General features: G+C 57.6%; 21 protein-coding genes and 2 tRNA genes. 13 read left to right on the top strand and 10 right to left on the bottom strand.

The window, feature by feature from the left end:
* The first annotated feature begins 15 nt into the window (after window positions 1-15).
* Window positions 16-1,581 carry a SpoVR family protein gene (locus QC815_RS13550; RefSeq protein ID WP_310540318.1) on the top strand — a complete coding sequence of 522 codons (1,566 nt, stop codon included), beginning with the start codon at window positions 16-18 and terminating at the stop codon, window positions 1,579-1,581.
* Window positions 1,582-1,639: 58 nt separating this feature from the next.
* On the opposite strand, the gene QC815_RS13555 is transcribed toward QC815_RS13550, so the two are convergent.
* A complete protein-coding gene (locus QC815_RS13555) occupies window positions 1,640-1,954 on the bottom strand; it encodes a high-potential iron-sulfur protein (RefSeq protein ID WP_310540320.1) in 315 nt (104 codons plus the stop codon).
* A gap of 259 nt (window positions 1,955-2,213) precedes the next feature.
* Here QC815_RS13555 and QC815_RS13560 point away from each other — a divergent pair, with 259 nt between their 5' ends.
* Together QC815_RS13560 and QC815_RS13565 are read left to right on the top strand one after the other, a co-directional pair.
* Window positions 2,214-2,489, top strand: coding sequence for an Lrp/AsnC family transcriptional regulator (locus QC815_RS13560; protein WP_230447405.1), 276 nt, complete (start codon window positions 2,214-2,216; stop codon window positions 2,487-2,489).
* Window positions 2,490-2,582: 93 nt separating this feature from the next.
* Entirely contained in the window at window positions 2,583-3,401 is an 819-nt protein-coding gene (locus QC815_RS13565) for a DNA/RNA non-specific endonuclease (protein ID WP_310540406.1), read from the top strand.
* Window positions 3,402-3,544: 143 nt separating this feature from the next.
* On the opposite strand, the gene QC815_RS13570 is transcribed toward QC815_RS13565, so the two are convergent.
* Both QC815_RS13570 and QC815_RS13575 read right to left on the bottom strand, forming a co-directional pair.
* A tRNA-Leu gene (locus QC815_RS13570) sits at window positions 3,545-3,631 on the bottom strand.
* Window positions 3,632-3,688: 57 nt separating this feature from the next.
* A tRNA-Leu gene (locus QC815_RS13575) sits at window positions 3,689-3,775 on the bottom strand.
* Window positions 3,776-4,020: 245 nt separating this feature from the next.
* Here QC815_RS13575 and rnr point away from each other — a divergent pair.
* From rnr to QC815_RS13620, 9 genes are all read left to right on the top strand, one after another.
* Window positions 4,021-6,453 (top strand): ribonuclease R, encoded by a 2,433-nt coding sequence (gene rnr / locus QC815_RS13580; protein ID WP_230447406.1) that lies wholly within the window; start codon window positions 4,021-4,023, stop codon window positions 6,451-6,453.
* A 2-nt stretch (window positions 6,454-6,455) separates the two neighbouring features.
* Window positions 6,456-7,241, top strand: coding sequence for a 23S rRNA (guanosine(2251)-2'-O)-methyltransferase RlmB (gene rlmB / locus QC815_RS13585; RefSeq protein ID WP_230447407.1), 786 nt, complete (start codon window positions 6,456-6,458; stop codon window positions 7,239-7,241).
* A 217-nt stretch (window positions 7,242-7,458) separates the two neighbouring features.
* Window positions 7,459-7,854, top strand: coding sequence for a 30S ribosomal protein S6 (gene rpsF, locus QC815_RS13590; protein ID WP_186255159.1), 396 nt, complete (start codon window positions 7,459-7,461; stop codon window positions 7,852-7,854).
* 36 nt (window positions 7,855-7,890) lie between these two features.
* The gene (rpsR, locus tag QC815_RS13595) at window positions 7,891-8,118 is read left to right on the top strand and encodes a 30S ribosomal protein S18 (protein ID WP_085919816.1); all 228 of its coding nucleotides are present in this window, start codon (window positions 7,891-7,893) and stop codon (window positions 8,116-8,118) included.
* A 12-nt stretch (window positions 8,119-8,130) separates the two neighbouring features.
* Window positions 8,131-8,982, top strand: a complete 852-nt coding sequence (locus QC815_RS13600) for a hypothetical protein (RefSeq protein WP_310540408.1) — start codon at window positions 8,131-8,133, stop codon at window positions 8,980-8,982.
* Between the two features lie 15 nt (window positions 8,983-8,997).
* Complete coding sequence (gene rplI / locus QC815_RS13605) at window positions 8,998-9,444, top strand: 50S ribosomal protein L9 (RefSeq protein WP_230447408.1); 447 nt, start codon at window positions 8,998-9,000, stop codon at window positions 9,442-9,444.
* Window positions 9,445-9,585: 141 nt separating this feature from the next.
* Window positions 9,586-12,495, top strand: coding sequence for a replicative DNA helicase (dnaB, locus tag QC815_RS13610; RefSeq protein ID WP_268902780.1), 2,910 nt, complete (start codon window positions 9,586-9,588; stop codon window positions 12,493-12,495).
* Window positions 12,496-12,574: 79 nt separating this feature from the next.
* Window positions 12,575-12,868, top strand: coding sequence for a hypothetical protein (locus QC815_RS13615; protein ID WP_230447409.1), 294 nt, complete (start codon window positions 12,575-12,577; stop codon window positions 12,866-12,868).
* 126 nt (window positions 12,869-12,994) lie between these two features.
* Entirely contained in the window at window positions 12,995-13,297 is a 303-nt protein-coding gene (locus QC815_RS13620) for a DUF6482 family protein (RefSeq protein WP_230447410.1), read from the top strand.
* A gap of 16 nt (window positions 13,298-13,313) precedes the next feature.
* Here the strand turns inward: QC815_RS13620 and QC815_RS13625 are convergent, their stop codons facing one another.
* Both QC815_RS13625 and QC815_RS13630 read right to left on the bottom strand, forming a co-directional pair.
* Window positions 13,314-13,715, bottom strand: coding sequence for a thiol-disulfide oxidoreductase DCC family protein (locus tag QC815_RS13625; RefSeq protein ID WP_230447411.1), 402 nt, complete (start codon window positions 13,713-13,715; stop codon window positions 13,314-13,316).
* The gene (locus QC815_RS13630; RefSeq protein ID WP_310540328.1) at window positions 13,712-15,295 is read right to left on the bottom strand and encodes a cryptochrome/photolyase family protein; all 1,584 of its coding nucleotides are present in this window, start codon (window positions 15,293-15,295) and stop codon (window positions 13,712-13,714) included. Before QC815_RS13630 ends, QC815_RS13625 begins: the two co-directional genes overlap by 4 nt.
* Window positions 15,296-15,408: 113 nt before the next feature.
* Between QC815_RS13630 and hemH the strand changes: the two genes are divergently transcribed.
* A complete protein-coding gene (hemH, locus tag QC815_RS13635; protein ID WP_310540330.1) occupies window positions 15,409-16,488 on the top strand; it encodes a ferrochelatase in 1,080 nt (359 codons plus the stop codon).
* A 134-nt stretch (window positions 16,489-16,622) separates the two neighbouring features.
* Here hemH and nhaC read toward each other — a convergent pair whose 3' ends face one another.
* The 5 genes from nhaC to QC815_RS13660 all read right to left on the bottom strand — a co-directional run bounded on the left by nhaC (window position 16,623) and on the right by QC815_RS13660 (window position 23,114).
* Window positions 16,623-18,029, bottom strand: coding sequence for a Na+/H+ antiporter NhaC (gene nhaC / locus QC815_RS13640; protein WP_310540333.1), 1,407 nt, complete (start codon window positions 18,027-18,029; stop codon window positions 16,623-16,625).
* A 77-nt stretch (window positions 18,030-18,106) separates the two neighbouring features.
* A complete protein-coding gene (locus QC815_RS13645; protein WP_310540335.1) occupies window positions 18,107-19,405 on the bottom strand; it encodes an NAD(P)/FAD-dependent oxidoreductase in 1,299 nt (432 codons plus the stop codon).
* Between the two features lie 279 nt (window positions 19,406-19,684).
* A complete protein-coding gene (locus tag QC815_RS13650; protein WP_310540338.1) occupies window positions 19,685-20,356 on the bottom strand; it encodes a GntR family transcriptional regulator in 672 nt (223 codons plus the stop codon).
* A gap of 192 nt (window positions 20,357-20,548) precedes the next feature.
* On the bottom strand, window positions 20,549-22,126 hold the full coding sequence (locus tag QC815_RS13655; protein WP_310540340.1) for an aldehyde dehydrogenase (NADP(+)): 1,578 nt from the start codon (window positions 22,124-22,126) through the stop codon (window positions 20,549-20,551).
* 43 nt (window positions 22,127-22,169) lie between these two features.
* A complete protein-coding gene (locus QC815_RS13660) occupies window positions 22,170-23,114 on the bottom strand; it encodes a dihydrodipicolinate synthase family protein (RefSeq protein WP_310540342.1) in 945 nt (314 codons plus the stop codon).
* Window positions 23,115-23,143 lie beyond the last annotated feature (29 nt).

A 23,143-nucleotide genomic window follows, 5' to 3' on the forward strand; every position in this document is an offset into this window, starting at 1 on the left:
GTTGAGGAGTGCGCCATGACTGCCACCCGCCAACCCATCGCGACCGGTTCCGACTGGAACTTTCGCGTGCTGGAACAATTCGACGAGGAGCTTGCACGCCTGGCCGATGAATACCGGCTGGATACCTACCCCAACCAGATCGAAGTGATCACCACCGAGCAGATGATGGACGCCTACGCCAGCGTGGGGATGCCGGTGGGGTATCACCACTGGTCGTTCGGCAAGCAGTTCCTGGCCGTCGAGCAGGCCTACAAGCGTGGCCAGATGGGGCTCGCCTACGAGCTGGTGATCAACTCCAACCCCTGCATCGCCTACCTGATGGAAGAAAACACCCTGATGATGCAGGTGCTGGTCATGGCCCACGCATGCTACGGGCATAATTCCTTCTTCAAGGGTAACTACCTGTTTCGTACCTGGACCGACGCGGAGTCCATCGTCGACTACCTGGTCTTTGCCCGTCAGTATATCGCCCGGTGTGAAGAGCGCCACGGCGTGCAGGCGGTCGAGCAACTGCTGGATGCCTGCCATGCGCTGCAGAACTACGGCGTGGACCGCTACAAGCGGCCGTCGCCGATTTCGGCCGAGGAAGAAGCCAAGCGCCAGGAGGAGCGCGAAGCGTACCTGCAAACCCAGGTGAACCTGCTGTGGCGCACCATTCCGGATGCGCCAGAAGGCGCCGAACAGCTGCCCGGCAGCCTGGCGTCGCAGGTGGATGACCCCCTGGGGCTGCATAGCGGTGGTCGCTACCCGCCGGAGCCCCAGGAGAATCTGCTCTACTTTATCGAGAAAAACGCGCCGCTGCTGGCCCCCTGGCAGCGTGAGATCGTGCGTATCGTGCGCAAGCTGGCGCAGTATTTTTACCCCCAGCGTCAGACCCAGGTGATGAACGAGGGCTGGGCGTGCTTCTGGCACTACACGCTGATGAATCGCCTCTACGACGATGGCCATGTGGATGAGGGGCTGATGCTCGAGTTCCTGCAGTCCCATGCGGCGGTGATCAATCAGCCGGCCTTTGACAGCCCCTACTACAGCGGTATCAATCCCTACGCCCTGGGCTTTGCCATTTTCATGGATATCAAGCGTATCTGCGAGGCACCCGCCGAGGAGGATCGACAGTGGTTTCCGGATATTGCCGGCACGCCCTGGCGGGAAACGCTTGAATTCGCCATGCGCAATTTCAAGGACGAATCGTTCATCCAGCAGTTCCTGTCGCCCAAGGTGATACGCGACCACAAACTGTTTCTGGTGGTGGATGACGATCAGGAAGAAATGCTGGAGGTGGCCGCCATTCACAATGAGCAGGGCTACCGTCAGGTACGCGAAGCCCTGGCGGCCCAATACGCGCTATCGGTGCGCGAGCCCAATATCCAGGTGGTGGAAGCCGCCATTCGTGGCGATCGCTCGCTGACGCTGCATCACGTTCAGGACAGCCGCCGCCCGTTGGCGAGAACCGTGTATCCGGTGATTCGGCACTTGCAGAAACTGTGGGGGTTTCCCGTGCATCTGGTATCGATGGAGGAGGGGCGCGTGACGCGTCGCTATCGCTGGCCGGTGGAAGAGCCGGGCCAAGACGATAGCTGATAACCAAGTGATGGCAGGGGAGAAACACGCCCCTGCCGACATAATTACAGTACGGGTGCTAGCTCTGTGCAACCCAGGACTGGCACCAGCCAGCGGGCTCCACGCTCTTGCCAGGGAAAAGCTGGCAGCCTTCATTGTCGGCGCTGTAGAACATGCAGTTATCGCACCGCTGGCCCTCTTCGTAGGCCGGGTGGTCGCTGGCATCCGCTGCGTCTTCCACATAGTTCAGCGCCTGGGCATTGCTGGAGGACGGATCCAGGCGGGGAAGCGCCTGGGCAAAGGCCGTTTTAGACAAGATACCCGCCCCTAGCGGCAAGGCAGCAAGGCTAAGCATGCTGTTACGCATGAAGGCACGTCGGCTCTGATTGGCCATGGTCTCTCCTCGTCGTCATTGTCTGACGTCTCGTCACGGTATGGTTATTTATTATACAGCACTCCATGTAACAAGTGCTTGCTTTCATCCTAGCGGAAGGCCCCGTGGAGTGCGAATACGCCCGCTTAACAGCGACAATCGGTCACGCGGTTCAATCGGCTGGCCAAACCCCTACCCAAGCGACTACGCCCGTTGCCAGCGCCCTGTTATACTCGCGCCATGATGGAGCCTACCTAATACCGACATAGAAGAGGACGCGATGCAAAACGCAGTCATTCTGATCAATACCGAGAAAGGCCAGGTGAGAGCCGTCGCTGAGCGTTTGGCGGATGTGGAGGGTATCAGCGAGGTGTACTCGACCTGCGGACGCTACGATCTGGTCGCCATTGCGCGCACCCGCGACTTCGAGAGCCTGGCCGACCTGGTCACCGAGCGTCTCAACGCGGTGGAAGGCATCAGCGATACCGAAACGCTCAACGCCATGCAGGTGCATTCGCGCCACGATCTGGAAACCATGTTTTCACTTGGCTGGTAATCGGTCCTTGTTCATGCGTCGCTTGGCCGTCGCCAGTGTGGAGTTGTAGTAGTGAGTAGATTGCGCTTGGGCTGGCGTCGGCAAGCCAGACGTATGGGGATTCTCGTGCTGTTCGTGGCGCTGGGAAGCGTGCTGTGGCAGTACCAGGAACGCCAGCATAAAGATGCCTATACCTGGCAGGGCGTGCCCACCTGGGAAACGCTGAGCCTTACGTCTTTCCACCGCGTGCTGCGCAATGACGGCTTTCTGGTCGGCTGGTCGGACGTGCGCGTCAATCCGCTGTGGGTCAGCTACCAGGTAGCCGCCGTCGACGATTCGCGGATTGGCTCGCGGCCCGATTTCCGACCGGATTGGCGCACCCTGTGGCCGGTGGGCACCGACAGCTACTCGGGCAGCGGCTACGACCGAGGTCACCTGGCGCCCAACTATGCCATTGCCGCCGTGCACGGGCGTAGCGCCCAGCTCGATACCTTTTACATGAGCAACATGACCCCGCAGCGACCCAAGTTGAATCGCCAGCTCTGGCAGCGCCTGGAGGAAGCGGTGATGGATCACTTTGCGCCGCGCTTCGATAGCTTGCAGGTGATTACCGGGCCGATCTTCCCCGAGCCTTTCATGGATAACGTCTTCAATCGGGTCGGGCTGGTTCAGGTGCCGGAGGCGTTCTACAAGATCATCGTCGCCCCGCACGACAGTGCGCCGCTCGCCCTGGCGTTCATCATGCCCCAGGACGTTCGCGGCAACGAGCCGCTGGACGACTACCTGGCCAGCATCGACGACATCGAAGCGCAAACCGGGCTGGATTTTTTCCCTGAGCTCGATGACAACGTAGAGCGTGTGCTGGAAAGCGATATCCGCACGGAAGGCTGGGCGCTGGAAGAGGTCGCCAAGCGGCCGGGGCGTTATCAATAAGCCGGGCAGCAAGCGATGAAAGCATGCCTGAACGGCAGATGGTGCGGTAACGAGGGAAGCTAGAACAAGAAAGAGGAGTTAATAAAAAGAAAGGGAAGTTAAAACGAGGAAATGAAAGGCTGAATGATGCGGGCATCCATCAATGGTGCCCAGGAGAGGACTTGAACCTCCACGACCATACGGTCACTAGCACCTGAAGCTAGCGCGTCTACCAATTCCGCCACCTGGGCGAACAACAACCTGATAACACCTATCAACTCGTAGAAAGGGGACAACACGAGTTTGATTGGTGCCCAGAAGAGGACTTGAACCTCCACGACCATGCGGTCACTAGCACCTGAAGCTAGCGCGTCTACCAATTCCGCCATCTGGGCAAGTGGCGCGTATGATACCCGTGTAGTGGTTAAATGCAAGGGGTGCGCGTAGGTTTTTAACGCATTGATACGAGAATCATGGCCAAGGTGGTTGGGTGATGGGCGCCACGGCGCTATACTGCTGGCATGATTAAACAAAATACGACTTTTTTCAGCTTCGTGAATGCTGAAACCCTCCGCACGAGACGTACCTCGTCCGCGCTTTTTTTACGCCTCCCGCTAACGCAATCAAGGATGTTGGTCGCATGAAGTACTGGACATTGAGTGATGATCCGCACGCCGAGCGCGAGGCGCACAAGTACGATAACCCGGCGCCCAGTCGCGAGTACCTGCTCGCTGCGCTGGAGCAGTATGGCAAGCCGATCACCCATGAAGAAATGAGCGGACTGCTGGGCCTGGAAGACGAAGACCATCACGAAGCCGTGCGTCGTCGTCTGGCGGCCATGGAGCGCGATGGTCAGGTGCTGCGCGACCGCCGTGGCGCCTATGCGCTGATCAACAAGCTCGATCTCATCAAGGGCAAGGTACTCGGCCACCGCGATGGCTTTGGCTTTCTGCTGCGCGACGACGGCAAGAAGCCTGACCTGGTGCTGCCGCCACGCCAGATGCGCCGCGTGTTTCACGGCGACCACGTTCTGGTGCGCATCAGCGGCCGTGATCGTCGCGGCCGCGACGAAGCCACCATTGCCGATGTTATTTCGCGCAACACCCAGACCATTGTCGGTGTGTATCGCAGCAATACCCCGGAGTTCGGCATCCTGATCCCGGAAAACCCGCGGATCACCCAGGAAGTGATCATTCCGCACAGCGCCTGCGGCGGTGCCAAGGACGGTCAGGTGATTTCCGCCAAGATCGTTCAGCAGCCCGCGACCCGCACGCAGCCGGTAGGGGAGGTGATCGAAGTGCTGGGCGAACGTATGGATCCCGGTATGGAAATCGATATCGCCATTCGCAGCTACGAAATTCCTGCCGAGTTTCCGCCCGAAGTGCTTGATCAAATCAGCGAGATTTCCGCAGAAGTGCTCGAGGACGACAAGCAGCACCGGGTCGACCTGCGCGATACGCCGCTGGTGACCATCGATGACGAGTCCGCCAAGGACTTCGACGATGCCGTCTGCGCCTGGAAAACCAAGTCGGGTAGCTGGAAGCTGCTGGTGGCGATTGCGGACGTATCACACTATGTGCGCCCCGGCACCCCGCTTGACGACGAGGCGCGCAAACGCGGCAACTCGGTGTATTTCCCGGGGCAGGTCGTGCCCATGCTGCCTGAGCTGCTCTCCAACGGGCTCTGCTCGCTCAATCCGCATGTCGACCGCCTGGTCATGGTCTGCGAGATGAATATCTCGAAGACGGGCGCCATCAGCCGCTACCGTTTCTACGAAGCGGTGATGAACTCCCATGCACGCCTCACCTACAACAAGGTGGCGGCGATGCTCGAGGAGGGTAACGAGGAAGGCAAGGCGCTGCGTGAAGAGCATGCCGGGCTGGTTCAGCCGCTGGAAAATCTCCACGAACTGTACACCCTGCTTCGCCAGGCGCGGGAAGAGCGCGGGGCGATCGACTTCGATACCACCGAAACGGCGATCATCTTCAACGACGAGCGCAAGATCGACAAGATCGTGCCGCGCAGCCGTAACGACGCGCACAAGATGATCGAAGAGTGCATGCTGGCCGCCAACGTGGCCACCGCCCGCTTCCTGGACAAGCACGACCTGCCGGCGCTGTATCGTATCCACGAACGACCGACCCCCGAGCGGCTCGACAAGCTGCGCCTGTTCCTCAATGAGCTGGGGCTTTCGGTGGGCGGCGGTGACATGCCCACGCCCCAGGATTATCAGGCGCTGCGCGAGACCATCACCGACCGGCCCGATTTCGATATCATCCAGACCGTCATGCTGCGTTCGATGAACCAGGCCGTGTACTCGCCCCAGAACGAAGGCCACTTCGGTCTGGCCTATCAGGCCTACGCGCACTTTACCTCGCCGATTCGCCGCTACCCCGACCTGCTGGTGCACCGGGCGATTCGCTCGGTGATTCGCGGGCCGCGCCAGACCAATACCGTGTTGCGGGTTGAAGGCGCCCCGGTCGAGCCGCCGAGCAAGTGGTGCCCGTACACCTTCGAGCAGATGCTCGAGCTGGGTGAGCACTGCTCCATGACCGAGCGCCGCGCCGACGACGCCACCCGCGACGTGGAAAGCTGGCTCAAGTGCGAGTTCATGTCCGACAAGCTGGGCGAAACCTTCGACGGCACCATTGCCTCGGTCACCCAGTTCGGCCTGTTCGTCCGCCTCGATGCGTTTTACGTGGAAGGCCTGGTGCACGTCACCTCGCTGCCGTCGGACTACTACCACTACGAGGCGGAAAAGCACCGCCTGAAAGGCGAGCGTACCGGCACCACCTATCGTCTGGGCGATGGCCTGAGCGTTCAGGTGGCCCGCGTGGACATGGACGACCGCAAGATCGATTTTGCCCTGGCCGACGAGAAGCCGCGTCCGCGCCGCCAGCCGCGTAAAAAGCCATCGAGCGATGGCGCCAAGGCGGCTAGCAAGGGCGACAAGCAAAAGCCGGCCAAGGATAGCTCGAACAAAGATAGTTCGAACAAGGACAAGCCCGATACGCGGCGTGGTCCTCGGCGCACGCGCAAAGGCCCGCGCAAGCCATCGCCGAACAAGGGGTGAGCATGAAGTCGCCAGCTTCACACAAGCGCCCGCACACCCCGGATGGCCTGGATCAGGTCTACGGCGTTCATGCCTTGCAGAGCCTGCTCGAGCGCGGTGAGGCGCCTAGGGAAATCTGGGTGCAGCACGGGGCCGGCAGCCGGTTGAGCGAACTGCTGACCCAGGCCGGAGGTCTGGGGGCGCGTATCCTGGAGCACCCGCGTGCCGTGCTGGACCAGCTGACCCAGGGGGCTTCGCATCAAGGCGTGGTGGCCTTCTGCCCGCCGCTTGCGCCCGAAAGCGAAGAGTCGCTCTGGCTCAAGCTGCGCGCCTGGCCGTCGAACACACCGCCGTTGCTGCTGGTGCTGGATGGCGTCACCGATGTGCACAACTTCGGTGCTTGCCTGCGCAGCGCCGACGCCGCCGGAGCCCACGGCGTGATCGTGGCGAAAGACAAGGCCGCGCCACTGAACGCGACCGTGCGCAAGGTGGCCTGCGGCGCCGCCGACGTCGTGCCGGTGTATCAGGTCACCAACCTGGCCCGGACGATGGCCAAGCTCAAGGACGCGGGCGTGTGGATAACCGGCACCGCCGGCGAGGCTGACGCCAGCGTGTATGACATCGATATGTCGGGGCCGACGGCGCTGGTGGTGGGCGCTGAAGGCAAGGGCATGCGCCGCCTGACCCGCGAGGCGTGCGATAATCTGGCGAAACTGCCCATGGCCGGTCAGGTCTCGAGTCTCAACGTCTCCGTGGCGGCGGGTATCTGCTTATTTGAGGCGGTACGTCAGCGTCAGCTTGCAAGTTGACCCCACCCCCACTAAAATGCACGCGCCCGTTTGCTTGGCAAGCGGGCGCTTCGTCCTTATGGACGATTGCTACGTACGGCTTTACACGTCGTTGTTCTGCTTGATGCCCCTGCCATTGACGTGCTCAATGCGCGACGGCATTCAGTCAACTCCTTGCTTCTATGTCGTGTTGCCAAGCGCCCGCGCATAAGAAGCTGTCAAACCGCAAGGAGATCCCATGCGTCATTACGAAATCGTGTTTATGGTCCACCCGGATCAAAGCGAGCAAGTCCCTGCAATGGTCGAGCGCTACACCAGCCTCGTGACCGAAAGCGGCGGTACTGTGCATCGCCTGGAAGATTGGGGCCGTCGCCACCTGGCTTACCCGATCAACAAGATCCATAAAGCCCATTACGTGCTGATGAACGTTGAATGCACCGGTGAGACGCTCGACGAAATCGAGAACATCTTCCGCTTCAACGATGCCATCATCCGCAGCCTGGTCGTGCGCTGTAAAGAAGCCGTGACCGAAGCATCGCCGATGATGAAGCCGGCAGAAGAGAAGCGTCCGCGTCGCGAAGAAAAGCCGCGCGCTGAAGCCGAAGAATCCGAATCTGAATCCGAATCTGCCTGATTGCATTCACTCCACGTAACCTAAGGAGCTTATTCCATGGCACGTTTTTTCCGTCGCCGTAAGTTTTGCCGCTTTACTGCCGAAGGCGTCAAGCAGATCGACTATAAAGATCTCGACACGCTGAAGGCTTACGTCACCGAAACCGGCAAGATTGTTCCGAGCCGTATCACCGGCACCAAAGCACGCTACCAGCGTCAGCTGGCAACGGCTATCAAACGTTCGCGCTACCTGGCGCTGCTGCCCTATTCCGACAGCCACCAGTAAGCGTTTAACGTGATGCTAGCACTGGCGCGGTGGTTGATGCGCGGGACGCCCTACGCCGCAGGCGGGGCAGCCTTGGCCACGTTCGTGCCCTGGCTGTTCTGGCTGGGTGCGGCCATCAGCGCATTGGTGACGCTGCGCCGAGGGTTTGCCCAGGCGCTACCCGTGACCGTGGCGGCAGCGCTGCCCGCCGGTTTGTGGTGGGTGCAGGGCGATGTGATTCCGTTAGCCAGTATCTTGCTGGTGACACTGATGGCCGTTGTGCTGCGCGAGCGCATGCGCTGGAGCGAAGCGCTGATCCTTGGCGCGATTGCCGCCGCCGTGATGGTGCAGCTGGGCATTTTCAGCCCGCCGGCCGGTACCGAGCAGATGCTCGAACAGCTACGCCAGGGATCCCAGGAAGTCGATCAGATGCTCGACGACTTCGCCGCCCAAGGCTACGACACCCAGCAGTTGGCGGGGTTAGTAGTGGGCGGTGTGACCGGCTTTGTGGTGCTGCTTGCCGCGATTGCCTGTCTGGCACTGGCGCGTAGCTGGCAGGCCGGGCTGTATAACCCGGGTGGCTTCCGCGAAGAGTTTCACGGGCTGCGTTTAGCGCCCAAGGAACTGATCGTGCTGATTATTCTGAGTGTGGTCAGCATGGTGTTGGGCATCTCCGCGTTGGCGATGCTGGCATGGATTCCGCTGCTGGTGGCTGGTATTGCATTAGTGCATGGTGTTGTTGGATTAAAGGGGATGAACGGGCTGTGGCTGGTGGCCTTTTATGTGCTGCTGATCACGACCTGGCCCACGATTCTCATTGTGCTGCTGTTGGGGCTGATAGATACATTCGCGAACATTCGCGCACGCCTTGCCCGCAGCAATTGACTAGAGGTTTACGAGATGGAAGTCATTCTGCTCGACAAGATTGGTAAGCTGGGCGGCTTGGGTGACAAGGTCACCGTCAAGCCGGGTTATGGTCGTAACTACCTGGTGCCTTACGGCCTGGCAGTACCGGCAACGAAAGACAACGTTGCGGCGTTTGACGCCCAGCGTGCCGAGCTCGAAGCCCAAGCGGCCGAGCGCAAGGCAGAAGCCGAAGCGCGCGCTGAACAGCTCAACGACATCGAACTGTCGTTGGTCTCCAAAGCGGGCGACGAAGGCAAGCTGTTTGGCTCGATCGGTCCGCGCGATCTGGCAGACGCTATTTCCTCTTCGGGCATCGACGTGGCCAAGAGCGAAGTGCGCATGCCGCAAGGCCCGATTCGCCAGACCGGCGAGTATGACATTGCGCTTCACCTGCACGCTGAAGTGGACGCAACGGTACGCGTGGTCGTCGTCGCAGAGTAAACACTGCGCGTCTATCAACGTCCTGAAGGGCGCGGGGATTCCCTGCGCCCTTTATTTATGGCTAGCCGGTTGAGCCGCGCTAGTGATGAGCGCCCTGTGCGGCTAAGATGACGCCTTCATGGGCGATGAAAGGAGCTTGCTATGCAGGACCAGCCACCCGCTGACCGGGAAACGGCAGCACTAAAGCTGCCGCCGCACTCGCTGGAGGCAGAGCAGTCGGTCCTAGGCGGGCTCATGCTGGACAACCAGGCGTGGGACAGTATTTCCGACCGTCTGGTGGCCGACGATTTCTATCGCTACGAACACCGCCTGGTGTTCAACGTGATGATTCACTTGGCAGAGTCGGGGCAGCCGCTCGACGTCGTTACCCTGTCTGAAGCCCTGGAGGCGCGTGACCAGCTGGACACGGTGGGCGGTCTGGCCTTTCTGGCGGAGCTTGCCAGAAATACGCCCTCGGCGAGTAACATTCGCGCCTACGCCGATATCGTCCGCGAGCGGGCGACGCTGCGCAAGCTGATCCGCGCTGCCAACCAGATTGCCGAAGGCGCGTTTTCTCCCCAGGGTCGGCCTGCCGACGAACTGCTCAACGAAGCCGAGCGGCTGGTCTTCCAGATTGCCGAAGAGCGCCCCAAGACGGGCGGTCCCATCGGCATGAGTGATCTGCTGACCAAGGCCGTCGACCGTATCGACGAGCTCTTCAACCTCAAGGGCGAAATGACGGGGCTGTCGTCCGGCTTCCGCGACCTGGATGAGATGACCTCGGGGCTCCAGCCGTCGGATCTGGTCATCATCGCCGGAAGGCCCTCGATGGGTAAGTGTTTGATGAGTGGGTCGCGTCTGGTCGATCCAGACACTGGCGCGCTGGTCACGATTGATGAACTCGTGGCTCGTCAACAAGCCCCACTTCTGACGTTAACGGATGATTTCAAGCTGAAGCAATCCCATGCATCGGCGTTTGTCGACGATGGCGTAAAGCCCGTTTTCCGTGTTCGTACGGCGACAGGAAGAGAAGTGGCGACAACGCTGACGCACCCGTTTTTAACCGGTGATGGCTGGCAGCCGCTGGAAAAGATAGCCGTTGGCGAGCGCATTGCGGTGCCCCGTGAAATACCGGTGTTTGGCCAAGAGACCATGCCTGAGCATCAAGTCAAGATGTTGGCGTTTATGTTGGCCGATGGGGGCACAACGCAAACCTGCCCCATGTTCACCAACCATAGCGACGAACTGCGCGCTGAGTTTACCCAAGCAGTGAGCCATTTTCCTGGCGTCACTTGTCGTTTGGTTGAAAATGCTGACAAAGCGGCTGGACGGGCACCCGTCTTGCGGGTAAGCAGGGATGCAGCCCGCTTTCACCCTTTGAGGGAGCGGTTTTCACAAACACTGCGCGAGACACTAAAGGCCAAGCGCATGACCGGGGAGGCGTTGGCCGCATTGCTCAACGTGAGTAAAGCAGCGGTGAGTGCCTGGTGCAATGGAAACGCTGTGCCTGCTCAGGCAACTTACATGCGTCTCTGCGAGGCGTTAAACATGCCTTTGGACAGGGACAATGCTGAAGCTGACTATAGCGCTGTGGCTAAAAATGCGCCAAACCCTGTCAGGCAGTTTCTTGAAGCGCACGGTGTGTGGGCCAAAAAGGCACAGCACAAGCGCATGCCAGACTGCATATTTCGGTTACCTAAACAGCCGTTAGCGCTGTTTCTAAACCGTCTTTTTGCCTGTGATGGCAGCGCCTTTGTGCAGGCAAATGGCCAAGGCCGCATCAGCTATGCATCATCAAGCCGTGAGCTGATACGCGATGTACAGCATTTGCTACTCCGCTTTGGCATCTTGAGCAAAATCCGCGAGAAGCAGCATCGATATGCCAATCTGCGCCAATCACCCTGGGAGCTTGAGATACTTGACCAGGCAAGCCAAAAACGTTTCATCCAGGACGTTGGTATTTATAGCAAAGAGCAGGCATTAGAATCGCTTCTTGCCTGTCTCAATACAAAACGCGCGCACAGTAACCGCGATAGCTTGCCCAAGTCGGTCAATCGCTATGTGCTGGCCAGGAAAGGCGAGCGTTCCTGGCGCGAGCTGTTTGCGCAAGTGGGTGACCCCTTGCCGGTGGGTTATAACCCACATTTGTCAGGTCGAAGCGAGCGCTGTCTATCGCGTCACCGGGCTGCCGCGTTTGCCCATCTGCTCGGGGGAGACGTTTATCTCGACCATCTAGCGTCATCCGATGTTTATTGGGATGAAGTCGTCGCCATTGAGCCGCTCGGCATGCAGCAGGTCTACGACTTGACGGTAGACGATACACATAATTTTGTGGCGGAAGATATCTGTGTTCATAACACCACCTTCGCCATGAACCTGGTCGAGCACGCGGTCATTTCCAGCGACAAGCCGGTGATGGTGTTTTCCATGGAGATGCCCGCGGAATCGCTGATGCTGCGGATGCTGTCTTCGCTTGGGCGTATCGACCAGACTCGGGTGCGTACCGGCCAGCTGGAAGACGAAGACTGGCCGCGCCTGACGTCGGCGGTCAATTTGCTGAAAGACAAGCAGCTGTTCATCGATGACACTGCGGCGCTGTCGCCCAACGAAATGCGCTCGCGTATTCGCCGCGTGGTGCGCGAGCACGGCAACATGGCGTTGATCATGATCGACTATCTGCAGCTGATGCAGATCGCCGGGTTTTCCGAAAACCGCACCGGTGAGATCTCCGAGATCTCGCGTTCATTGAAGGGGCTGGCCAAGGAATTCAACTGCCCGGTGGTGGCGCTGTCGCAGCTCAACCGCTCGCTCGAGCAGCGTCCCAACAAGCGCCCGGTCATGTCGGATCTGAGGGAATCCGGAGCGATTGAGCAGGATGCAGACGTTATCGCCTTTGTTTACCGCGACGAGGTCTACAACCCCGATAATCCCGATAACCAGGGCATTGCCGAACTGATTATCGGCAAGCAGCGTAACGGGCCCATTGGTACCGTGCACATGGCCTTTATCGGCCGCTATACACGCTTTGAAGATTTGGCGCCAGATAGTTATGGCGAGGCCTTCGGCGACTAGGTGAGTGGTTAGTCGCTTGAGCATGGGCGGCAAGCTCGTATAATGCCCGGCCAATCAGCAAACAGAACGGGAGCACAACATGGCAGGTGGTTTTCGGCGCGGCAATCGTCAGCGTCTACCCAAGTTAGAAGCGCGCGGCGAGCTGCAGTCGCTCGAGCGTGAAGGGCCGTTCAAGGAGTGGCTGGGCATGCCCGACCTTTACCGCTACTACATCGAGGTCGACGGCGAAAAGTACAGCTACCAGACGGAAGACGCAGAGCTGCCGGTTCAGGTCGGCGACAGGGTGGTCTTTCGCTACAAGCAGACCAAGGCGGGCAACTGGATCGATCGCAATTCGCTGGGCAAGGCCATCGACCCTTCCGAGTACCAATAGCCGGCGCGTGCCGAGGAACTCTCCTGGGGAAACAGCGTCATAGTCACGACATAGCGCTGCAACAAAAATGCCATGAGCTTGCGGCATGCTGTGTCATCGAACCGCTAATAAACCCAGGAGGGAACCATGGAAATGACGTCACTCAAGGCGTTCGTTGCCCACCATGATAATTTTGAAATACGCGTTATCAGCCACGCCGGCAGCCGCTTCTACCAGGTAGAGCTGGAAGACGTCGAGGGCGAGCGGCATATGCTGACCCAGCGCGGCAAGCCGATGATGTTTCGGGCCCTGGACGACATCTATCTGGAGCTCAAGCGCGCCGATATCCACCGCGCCTATCTGGTTCAGCATGTCGCCCACGACGAAATGATCGGCCGCGAAGCCCACTACAGCGCTCCGCTGAGCTCGCGCGTACCGCTTGTTTTCTAAGCTGACGTCAAGTTTGTCACGATGATTTGCTAGCCCGCTTTTCCCACCACTGGCCCAGCCGCACCCGGCGACGGGCAAACCACCGATAGCCCATATCCAGCGCCCCTCTCAAACCCGGCAGGCAGGACAGCCAGACAAGCCGCCGGTAGCCCAGCACGGCATACAGGGCGCGGCTCGCTTCCATCCCGATATACCAGTTGCCTTGATGATCCTTGACGTGAAGCAGGCCCATCATGGCCTCGAACTCGCGGTTTTCGTGGGCCGCGTTGAAATCCTCGCTCTGGATATCCACCAGCTCGACGCGATCGCAATGCCGATGCTTGGCAAGCCAGTTGACCTCGACGCGGCAAAAGGGGCAGTGGCCATCGTGGAAAAGTGTCACGGGGGCGCTGGCGTCAAGGGGTTTAAAACGGCTCATGAAGTGTTCTCCGAAGCATAATAGCCGGCGGTATGGCCTGGCTGGCCATAGCCGGGGGAAGTGTCGAGCCGATCGAGAAACTGCTCGGCCTGGTGCTGGATCGCGGCGCGCTTGTCGGGCGCCATGCGATCAAAGGATCCATAGATCAATTTCATGCGCGGGTTCTGGTTCAACTGGTCGCGGTGGCGCGCCAGAAAGTGCCAGTACAGGCTGTTGAACGGGCAGGCGTCGTCGCCGGTCACCTGCTTGGGCGAGTAGCGACAGTGCTGACAGTGATCCGACATCTTGTCGATATACTTGCCGGAGGCGCAGTAAGGCTTGGAGCCCATCAGGCCGCCGTCGGCATGCAGTACCATGCCCAGGGTGTTGGGCAGCTCGACCCACTCGCAGGCGTCGACGTACACCGACAGGTACCAGTCGCATAGCGCCTCGGGCTTGACCCCGCACAGCAGGGCAAAGTTGCCGGTCACCATCAGCCGCTGGATGTGGTGTGCGTAACCGTTCTCCATGGTCATTTCAACGGCCCGCTTGAGGCAGTGCATGTCGGTGTCGGCATCCCAGTAAAAGGCCGGCAGGTCGCGCTCGAAGCCCAACTGATTGAGCTGCTTGTAGCCGGGCATCTGCGTCCAGTAGAGGCCGCGCACATATTCACGCCAGCCCAGTATCTGACGAATAAAACCTTCCACCGCGTTGATGGGCGCGGCGCCGTCGGTATAACGCGCTTCCGCCGCCTGGCAGACTTCCTGGGGGGAAAGCAGGCCGATATTCAGCGCCGCCGACAGGCGGGAATGAAACAGAAACGCCGAACGCTCGCTGATGGCATCCTGGTAGCGACCAAAATCGGCCAGGCAGTGGTCCAGGAAATGGCGCAGATCGCCCAGTGCCTGGCGGCGCGTTACCGGCCAGTTGAAGGTTGCCAGATCCCCCATGTGGTCGGGAAAATGCCGTTCAACGGCGTCAAAGGCCGCCCGGGTGAGGTCATCAACCGGGTGGTCGGGTGGGGAAGGGAACGTCAGGTCGCGCCGGATGGGGTCGCGGTTGTCGTGGTCAAAATTCCACTGCCCGCCTGCCGGTTTGCCGTCCGCCATCAAAAGCCCGGTGCGTTTGCGCTGCTCGCGGTAAAAGTATTCCAGGCGCAGTTGCTTGCGCCCCTGGGCCCACCGGCTGAAGTCATCAGGCGTGGTGAAAAAGCGATCATCCTCGAAGAGCCGCCAGGGTAGCTCGCCGGTCTGGCGGTCCTGCATGGCGCTGAACAGCCGCCATTCACCCGGGCGCACCACGCGGATTTCATCGCAGCCGTAAAGCGTGGCCAGGCGCTCGGCTTCGTCGATCAGCGAGTGCGTATTGTCGGCATCGTCGAGGTCGCTGTAGTGAACCTCAAAGCCTTTGTCGCGAAGCTCACGGGCAAAGTGGCGCATGGCGGCGAAGAACAGCCCCAGCTTGTGACTGTGATGAGGCACGTAGCGAGCCTCGTCGGCCACTTCGCATAGAGCGATAACGGCGTTGTCGGGGGCTTGGCGCAGGGTCACCAGGGACTGCGACAGCTGGTCACCCAATATCAGCAGCAAAGGCTTGGACATAAATTGACTCAACCGTGTACAAATAATGTTAATAGTATAACTTTATGCCGCCGTTGTGCCGAAAAGTGATAGGATTTATTTTTCAACAGGCGTTGTCAGCAGGAGTGAATGTCATGACCGAGCAAGTCGCAAAGGATCAGCCGGGCGAAGGTCGCCTAACGCATGCCCCAAGCGACCATCCCCCTGTGCCCCGCGCGAAGGTCGGGGTGGTGCTGGCCAATCTGGGTACCCCCGACGCCACGGACTACTGGTCGATGCGTCGCTACTTGAGCGAATTCCTGTCTGACAAGCGGGTGGTGGACTACGCCAACTGGAAGTGGCAGCCGCTTTTGCAGCTGATCATTTTGACCAAGCGGCCATTCTCGTCAGGTAACGCCTACAAGAGCATCTGGAACAACGAGCGCAACGAAAGCCCGCTGCTCACCACCACCCGGGCCCAGACAGAGAAGATGACCGAGCGCCTGAAAGCGCTCTACGGTGACGATGTGGAAGTCGACTTCTGCATGCGCTACGGCAACCCGTCCACCGAAAGTGTGCTCAACCGCTTGAAGGAAAAAGGCTGCGAGAAAATCGTCTTCTTCCCACTCTACCCACAGTACGGGTCACCGACTACGGCCACCGCCAATGACCAGGCGTTCCGCACGCTGATGAAAATGAAATGGCAGCCGTCCATCCGCACCGTGCCTGCTTACTTCGATCATCCCGCTTATACTGATGCCCTGGCCAATTCGGTGCGGGAGGCGTACGCAGGCTTCACCTCGCGGCCCACCAAGCTGGTGGCCAGCTACCACGGCGTTCCCGAGCGCTACCTGCTGGAAGGCGACCCCTACCATTGTCAGTGCCAGAAAACCACGCGCCTGCTGCGGGAAAAGCTGGGGCTGCCCAAGGAGGAAGTCGACACCGCTTTCCAGTCGCAGTTTGGCCCCGAAAAGTGGGTCGGCCCGCAAACCGTCGATCACGTAGCTGAATTGGCCAAGCAAGGCCACAAGCACATCGCCATCCTGTCGCCAGCCTTCTCCTCGGACTGTGTGGAAACGCTGGAAGAGATCAAGGAGGAAATTCATGACAGCTTCATGGAGGCCGGAGGCGAGACCTTCAGCTATATTCCCTGTCTGAACGACCGCGACGACCATATTGATGCGCTGCTCGCCGTCGTCAATAACGAGCTATCGGGCTGGTTGCCGCGGACTTAAGTGACTATGACCATAAGCCATGTGGTTTTCTTCAATATAGGTAAATGACATTTTAGAATGTCGTCATAAAAAGGCCTGCGTTATCGATTGGATAACGCAGGCCTTGTTTTGGGAGGAGTGAATTTAACGATTGTCTAGGAGGTTTGCACTGAAGGTGTTGTGCCTGCCGATGGCGCGTCGTCGGGAATAGGTTGGGTTCGCCAAATGGCGATATTAGCGAAACCGTAGAAAATGGAGATGGCAATTACCAGCATGTGGAACCACAGAAATGGTAGGTAAGTTAGCGTAGAAACACCCAGCGTTGCGGCCATGAACACGCCGCCGTCTGTCCAGGGGACCATGGGGGTGGTGATAGTGCCACCGGCTTCGGTATTACGTGAAAGAACGCGCCGATCAATTCCCTGCTTGTCGTAGTTCTTTTCGGTGATTGTGCTCGCAGTGATTAATGAAACGTAAGCTGCGCCCCCGAAGAAGTTCCCGAAGAAGCCGCCGAGCATTGTCGAGATAGTGAGGCGGCCGGGGTTGTTGGCCCAACGCAGGAACCCGTTGCTGATTGACTGAAGAATACCAACTCGCTCCATTAGTCCGCCAAGCCCAAGCGCAAACAAGATGAGGGCAATAACGCCGAGCATCGACTCAATGCCGCCTCGATTCAGCAGTGTGTTCAGGAATTCCACATCGGATTCAATGGCGTTACCCACATAAGCAATTCTAATCGCTTCAATGGGCGCAATTCCCTGGGCCCACCAAGCGCAAATGCTTCCTAAAACCGCACCGAAGGTGATGACAGGAATGGAAGGGAAACGACGCGTCAGCAACAAAATGACAATGGCAGCGGGCAATAGAAGCCAGGGGCTGACGGTAAAGTGGGATTCAAGTGCCTGCATGGCCATCGTGGCCCGTGAGGTGTCGGCACTATCGTCTACGTAGAAAAAGCCGACCACTAAAAATAACACGGAAGCAATTAGAATGGCGGGGACGCTTACCCACATCATTGACCGGATATGGTCGATTAGACCCACCTTGCATAATGAGGCCGTCATGACGGTTGTGTCGGAAAGCGGTGACATCTTGTCGCCCACATAAGCACCAGAAATAACCGTACCGGCCACAAGGGGAAGCGGGATGCCAAAGCTATGACCTATGCCCATCATCGCGACCCCTGCTGTTCCCACGGTCCCGAATGACGTACCAGTGGCAAGTGACGTTAAAGCACAAATAATAAAGGCAGCAAACAGGAAAATCTGCGGATTCATGACTGATAAGCCATAGTAGATAATGCTAGGGACGATCCCTCCGGCAATCCAGGTGCCAATCAGTGCCCCCACCGTGGTCAGAACCAAAACAGCTTCCATACCGTTATGTATGCCATCAATTAGTCCCTTCTGCATGTTCTCGTAAGAAAGCTTGAGTTTTAAACCCAGAGCCATAACTAAAAACCAAGAGGCAAAAAGAGCCAACTGAATGGGTAATTGCAACACATTGATACTGACAAACATGATGGCAATAAAGCCGACCATGACGGCCAGCACTTCCACCATGCTAGGGAGCCTTGTTTGCGTTACAGATGAAGACATAGTGTTTCCTCTACGATTGTTTTGGGCTTGTGTATCGAGGGTTAAGAAGTGAACCGACTCAGTCGGTAGGGGAATACATCAGGCAATTGGTTGGACGTGTGGACTGTTGTTTCTCCTTGTCTTGCTAGGTTGGCAATAATTTCTGCGGTCACAGCGGCTTGCGTGAGGCCAAGATGGTGATGTCCGAAGGCCAGCAATACTTTTCCGTCTTTCACGCAGTCGATGATGGGTAAAGAGTCGGGCAGGGAAGGTCGAAATCCCATCCAGGGACTCGCCTCGGTAATATCAAGGTCGGAGCAGAAGAGTCCTTGGCTCAACTGATGGAGCTTCCATGCGCGTTCTATGTTGGGAGGTCGCTCCAGCCCGGCAAACTCGACGGTGCCTGCTAAACGCAATCCTTCCTCCATAGGTGTCATGATAAAACGGCGTTCCAGAGAGGTAATGGCGACGGGAAGGCGTGCTTTTTCATTGGGAAGCATCAGGTGGTAGCCCCTTTCTGTATCGAGAGGCACCTTGTTACCGGTTAGCGAAGCTGTAAGTTTGCGCGAATGGGCACCGCAAGCGATCAGTACTTTGTTGGCACGTATTGTCCCGGTTTGGGCCGTTCGTAACGTTACACCTTGGCTATTTGTCGTCCCTGAAAGGACGTCTTCTTGTATGAACCGCACGCCGTTCCGCTGAGCATCCATTACTAGCGCATTGGACACTTGCCACGGGTCGACTACATGGGCGGTGTCAGGGAAGAAGAGCCCGCCTTGTATTGAGGTGGAAAGTTGCGGAGCGAACTTCCTAATAGCGTCCCCTTGCCAGTGATCCGCCGCAACGTTTTGGGCGTTCATTCGTGACTGCAGCGCTTTTATCTCTGGAGCGGATGCTTCGTTCTCGTAGATCAGAAAGGAGCCGTCCTCTTTCAACAATGCTCTACCATTGATCGAATCGAGTAGTCGGTGCCATGCGGATAAGCTGGATTGATTGAGCGCCCGAATCCCAGCAGTACTGGCTTGATAAGGAGTTTGGCGAAGGTTTAAAAGTAGCTTGGTAAACCATGGAAGGGCTTTGGGTAGATATCGCCAGTCAAGACGTAGCGGCCCCATGGGGTCTAGCAGCATGGAGGGAAGGCGCGTCAAAATCGAGGTATCGGCAATAGGGAATACCTGTTCGGTTGCCATGTGTCCTGCATTACCGAAAGAGGCTCCCAGCCCTGGGCGCTGTTTATCGATAACAAGCACCTGCCAGCCTTGCTGACTGAGTGCCAAGGCGCAGGCTATCCCGATAATGCCGGCACCGACCACGGCGATCTCGGCGTCAACATTGGGCGGAGGCGAAGAGGTATGTGCCATAAAGCTGCGTCCCTTTCTAATTTTGTCGATTGTATAAAATATAATGTATGTATTTTTTGAGTGCAACACGTATAGGGCGGAAAGTAGGTTAGGGAGTAGGTGAGGGAGTAGTGAGGGGATAGATATCAGGGGGGAGGAATGTGGAGGAAACGCAGTTAGGGCAAATTAACGAAGCTGATAACGCCACCCGCATGGCTCAGAGATAAGCAGCAAGTGGCGATTTCTATGAGGTGAGTTGCAGTGATTTCGTGGTAGCAGCGAAATGCGTGGGGCTTTAGCCTAGGTACCTTCTGTATTGAGCGTGCGTTCTTTCAGCAGGCTGACAATCGCCTCGCAGGCTTCTTGAATATGATTCTTTAATAGTTCGCAGGCTTCATCGATATTGCCTTTGCGTGCTAACGCTAATAAGGCATGGTGCTCCTCTTCAGCTTTCTCTATTTCTTGGGTGTAGAGGAGTTGCATACGGATATAGCGATCAGATTTGGTGTTCAGTTGGTTAATTAACGCCAGCGTTTCGGGAAGCTCGGCAGGCGCGTATAAGGTGAGGTGAAAAGCGTAGTTGTACTCGCTCCAATTATTGATTTCCCCGCCTGTATTTAACGCTTCATCGTATTTACGCAGTATATTGTCTGCTTTTTGGAGGTCTTCTTCTGTCAGTTTGGGGATGGAGTGCCTGAAAACATAGGTCTCAAGCAGGATACGAAGGTCAAACAACTCTTGTATTTTGGCGACGGAGAGCTCAGTGGTGAAGGCCCCGCGATGGGCATAAAATTCGACCAAACCTTCCGATTCAAGGGTTAACAGGGCTTCGCGCACGGGTATACGGCTAACATCGTAGTCTCTGGCCAGTGCGTCCTGACGTAACTGCGTGCCGCCCTTGAATTCGCCGCCCAAAATGCGGCCGCGCAAGTCGTCGGCGACAAATTGTGCGCGTGTTTTATACGTAGCCATAGCCCCCACATCTACCAAAATAATGTTTGCACATTTTATACAAAATGCGCCGGGTGTCTATGGTTGCAGAATGGCTTGTTTGAAATATCACTAATTAGAGATGGCGTATATAAGACCCAGTTGGATATGTGAGTCGTTAGTGGTGGGGGTAGCCGCTCTCCGCGTAGCTGGGAAGAACGGCTAGGAGAGTGTTTATTTTATGGGGCGCTGCCCATCTACAAGACGGTTGAGCGCCAAGGGATTATCGTCCGCAAGCGCATCGGGCAACAATTCGGCAGGTAAGTCTTGATAACAGATGGGGCGCAGAAATCTGAAAATGGCTGCAGTCCCAACCGAGGTGGTTCGCGCATCTGATGTCGCTGGGAAGGGGCCTCCGTGAACCATTGCATCACATACCTCGACGCCGGTCGGCCATCCGTTGACCAGTATCCGTCCGGCTTTTCGTTCGAGTACCGGCAACAGGGCACGCGCGACTTCAGTATCGTCGTCTTCCATGTGTAGCGTTGCTGTTAATTGGCCCTCTAGGTGTTCGGCCACATGGCGGCGTTCGGCTTCGTTTTGGCAGGCCACAATAAGTGATGTTGCACCAAACACTTCAGCTTGTAGTGTTTCATCGGCTAAAAAGTCAGTGGCGGAGGTCATGAACAGACCTGGCCGACACTGGTTGGGGCCTTGCTCGTTCTGTCCACGCGCAACTTCCTGGGCTTTGCTGGTAGAAAGCGTTTTTAAGCTAGCCTCATAGGCCTCATGAATACCTGGCGTGAGCATTGTCTGTGCTTCGCTACCCTCCAGCGCGTGCTTCGCGGCGCTGATGAACGTATCGAGCTCTGGACCCTGGACCGCGATCACTAATCCTGGGTTGGTGCAAAATTGACCCGCCCCCATGTTCATGGAGCCGATAAAGGCTTCACCTAGCGTAGCTCCCCTCGATTTAAGTGCCTCCGGCAGTAGAAAAACCGGATTGATTGAACTCATTTCTGCATAGAACGGAATGGGCTCGGCGCGCGACTGGGCCGCTCGCCATAGCGCTAATCCGCCGCTCTGCGATCCTGTGAAACCGGCGGCTTTAATAGTCGGATGGGTGACTAGGGCATGGCCAACTTCGCGACCAGAGCCAAAGATAAGGGAAAAGACCCCCTCCGGTAGGCCGCTTTGAGCAATGGCTGATTGTATCGCTCGCCCAACCAGCTCACTGGTGCCAGGGTGAGCAGAATGGGCTTTCACAATCACCGGGCACCCAGCCGCAAGCGCCGAGGCGGTGTCTCCTCCCGCTACTGAGAAAGCCAGTGGAAAGTTGCTAGCACCAAAAACGACAACGGGGCCTAGGGCAATATGGCGTTGACGAAGGTCAGCTCGAGGTAAAGGGTGGCGTTCTGGAATGGCGTTATCAATGCGTACGTCAAGCCATTCACCGGCGCGGACGGTTTTGGCAAACAGGCGCAATTGCTGGCAGGTGCGCCCGCGTTCGCCTTGAATTCGGGCGTGTGGTAACCCTGTTTCTTCTACGGCACGGTCAATCAGCTCGTCGCCAAGTGATTCGATATTATCGGCGATGGTTTCAAGAAAATTGGCCCGATCGGTCAAGGGAATTTCACGGTAGATATCGAAGGCGTCCCAGGCGAGTTGGCACGCGATATCAACATCTTCTTGCGTCCCGCCGGGGTAGGCCGGTTCAAGACGGTGGTTGGTGGCTGGATTGATGGCGAAAATGGCATCACGCTGGCCACGAATGGCTTGTTGGCCAATCAACATCTTGCCTTCAAGGGTCATGGTCGTCTCCTTGGTGAGTGTCGAGAGCGTATTCCGCATTGTTTTAGTTACTCAGGGATTCGCACCACTCTGCGTACCAGCGACGGAATAAATCATATTGAGTTTCTACATAGTGGCGTTGGGCATCGCTTAACTGGTCGGTTTCATTAAAGTGCAATGCGTATTCAGTATCACCGTTAAGTACCATCAGATGTTTGTAGTACAGGACGAGGTCTGCCCCTTCATCAAAGGAGGAAAGTACGCTTAGCGCATCCTCAAGCTCTTTGGCTTGACGACGAGCCTCAACGTCACCTTGGGCGGCTTTTTTACTCAGTGATACAAGATGCAGGACTTCGCGTGGAAGGGCGTTGCCAATGCCTGTGATCGCACCTGTGGCGCCGCAATTTACGAAGCCATGAAAAACGGTGGTATCGACACCCACCATAAGCGTCACTTTATCGTCCTGGGAGGTAATGTTTTCAGCTGCGTAGCGTAGATCATCGGCACCGCCGAACTCTTTAAAGCCGATTAAGTTGGGGTGCTGGTCACGTAGTGCGAAGAATAGATCGGCGCGGGTGGCAAAACCGTAATAGGGGCTGTTGTAAATAACCGCAGGCAGGTCCGGCGCAGCTTGCAATATCGCCGAGAAATGGGCTTTTTGGGCGGCCACCGACGTGCCACGTGACAGTACCCGTGGAATTACCATTAGCCCTTGAGCGCCGACTCTGGCGGCATGGTCAGCATGGGAGATAGCTTCTTTGCTATTGACTGCACCGGTCCCGACGATAGTGGGAATACCGGCTTTAACAAGGCGTTCGACGCCTTCTTGGCGTTGTGCTTCACTTAACAGAGGCCAGTCGCCCATCGAGCCGCAATACACGACACCACTCATGCCGGTTTCGATTAATTCACGTCCTTTGGCGACCAGGGCGTCAAAATCAGGCTGCCGGTCGGCGTTGCAGGGGGTCATTAGCGCGGGTATGCATCCGGTAAAAATTTGGTCGTTCATTGTCGTGCTTTCCTTTTCGGATAGGTGAT

This window comes from Vreelandella gomseomensis (genome assembly GCF_031451645.1).
Lineage (GTDB): Bacteria > Pseudomonadota > Gammaproteobacteria > Pseudomonadales > Halomonadaceae > Vreelandella > Vreelandella gomseomensis.

Coding starts and splice junctions, on each gene's coding strand:
- QC815_RS13550 (WP_310540318.1), top strand. CDS start 16: ATGACTGCCACCCGCCAACCCATCGCGACCGGTTCCGACTGGAACTTT.
- QC815_RS13555 (WP_310540320.1), bottom strand. CDS start 1,954: ATGGCCAATCAGAGCCGACGTGCCTTCATGCGTAACAGCATGCTTAGC.
- QC815_RS13560 (WP_230447405.1), top strand. CDS start 2,214: ATGCAAAACGCAGTCATTCTGATCAATACCGAGAAAGGCCAGGTGAGA.
- QC815_RS13565 (WP_310540406.1), top strand. CDS start 2,583: ATGGGGATTCTCGTGCTGTTCGTGGCGCTGGGAAGCGTGCTGTGGCAG.
- rnr (WP_230447406.1), top strand. CDS start 4,021: ATGAAGTACTGGACATTGAGTGATGATCCGCACGCCGAGCGCGAGGCG.
- rlmB (WP_230447407.1), top strand. CDS start 6,456: ATGAAGTCGCCAGCTTCACACAAGCGCCCGCACACCCCGGATGGCCTG.
- rpsF (WP_186255159.1), top strand. CDS start 7,459: ATGCGTCATTACGAAATCGTGTTTATGGTCCACCCGGATCAAAGCGAG.
- rpsR (WP_085919816.1), top strand. CDS start 7,891: ATGGCACGTTTTTTCCGTCGCCGTAAGTTTTGCCGCTTTACTGCCGAA.
- QC815_RS13600 (WP_310540408.1), top strand. CDS start 8,131: ATGCTAGCACTGGCGCGGTGGTTGATGCGCGGGACGCCCTACGCCGCA.
- rplI (WP_230447408.1), top strand. CDS start 8,998: ATGGAAGTCATTCTGCTCGACAAGATTGGTAAGCTGGGCGGCTTGGGT.
- dnaB (WP_268902780.1), top strand. CDS start 9,586: ATGCAGGACCAGCCACCCGCTGACCGGGAAACGGCAGCACTAAAGCTG.
- QC815_RS13615 (WP_230447409.1), top strand. CDS start 12,575: ATGGCAGGTGGTTTTCGGCGCGGCAATCGTCAGCGTCTACCCAAGTTA.
- QC815_RS13620 (WP_230447410.1), top strand. CDS start 12,995: ATGGAAATGACGTCACTCAAGGCGTTCGTTGCCCACCATGATAATTTT.
- QC815_RS13625 (WP_230447411.1), bottom strand. CDS start 13,715: ATGAGCCGTTTTAAACCCCTTGACGCCAGCGCCCCCGTGACACTTTTC.
- QC815_RS13630 (WP_310540328.1), bottom strand. CDS start 15,295: ATGTCCAAGCCTTTGCTGCTGATATTGGGTGACCAGCTGTCGCAGTCC.
- hemH (WP_310540330.1), top strand. CDS start 15,409: ATGACCGAGCAAGTCGCAAAGGATCAGCCGGGCGAAGGTCGCCTAACG.
- nhaC (WP_310540333.1), bottom strand. CDS start 18,029: ATGGTGGAAGTGCTGGCCGTCATGGTCGGCTTTATTGCCATCATGTTT.
- QC815_RS13645 (WP_310540335.1), bottom strand. CDS start 19,405: ATGGCACATACCTCTTCGCCTCCGCCCAATGTTGACGCCGAGATCGCC.
- QC815_RS13650 (WP_310540338.1), bottom strand. CDS start 20,356: ATGGCTACGTATAAAACACGCGCACAATTTGTCGCCGACGACTTGCGC.
- QC815_RS13655 (WP_310540340.1), bottom strand. CDS start 22,126: ATGACCCTTGAAGGCAAGATGTTGATTGGCCAACAAGCCATTCGTGGC.
- QC815_RS13660 (WP_310540342.1), bottom strand. CDS start 23,114: ATGAACGACCAAATTTTTACCGGATGCATACCCGCGCTAATGACCCCC.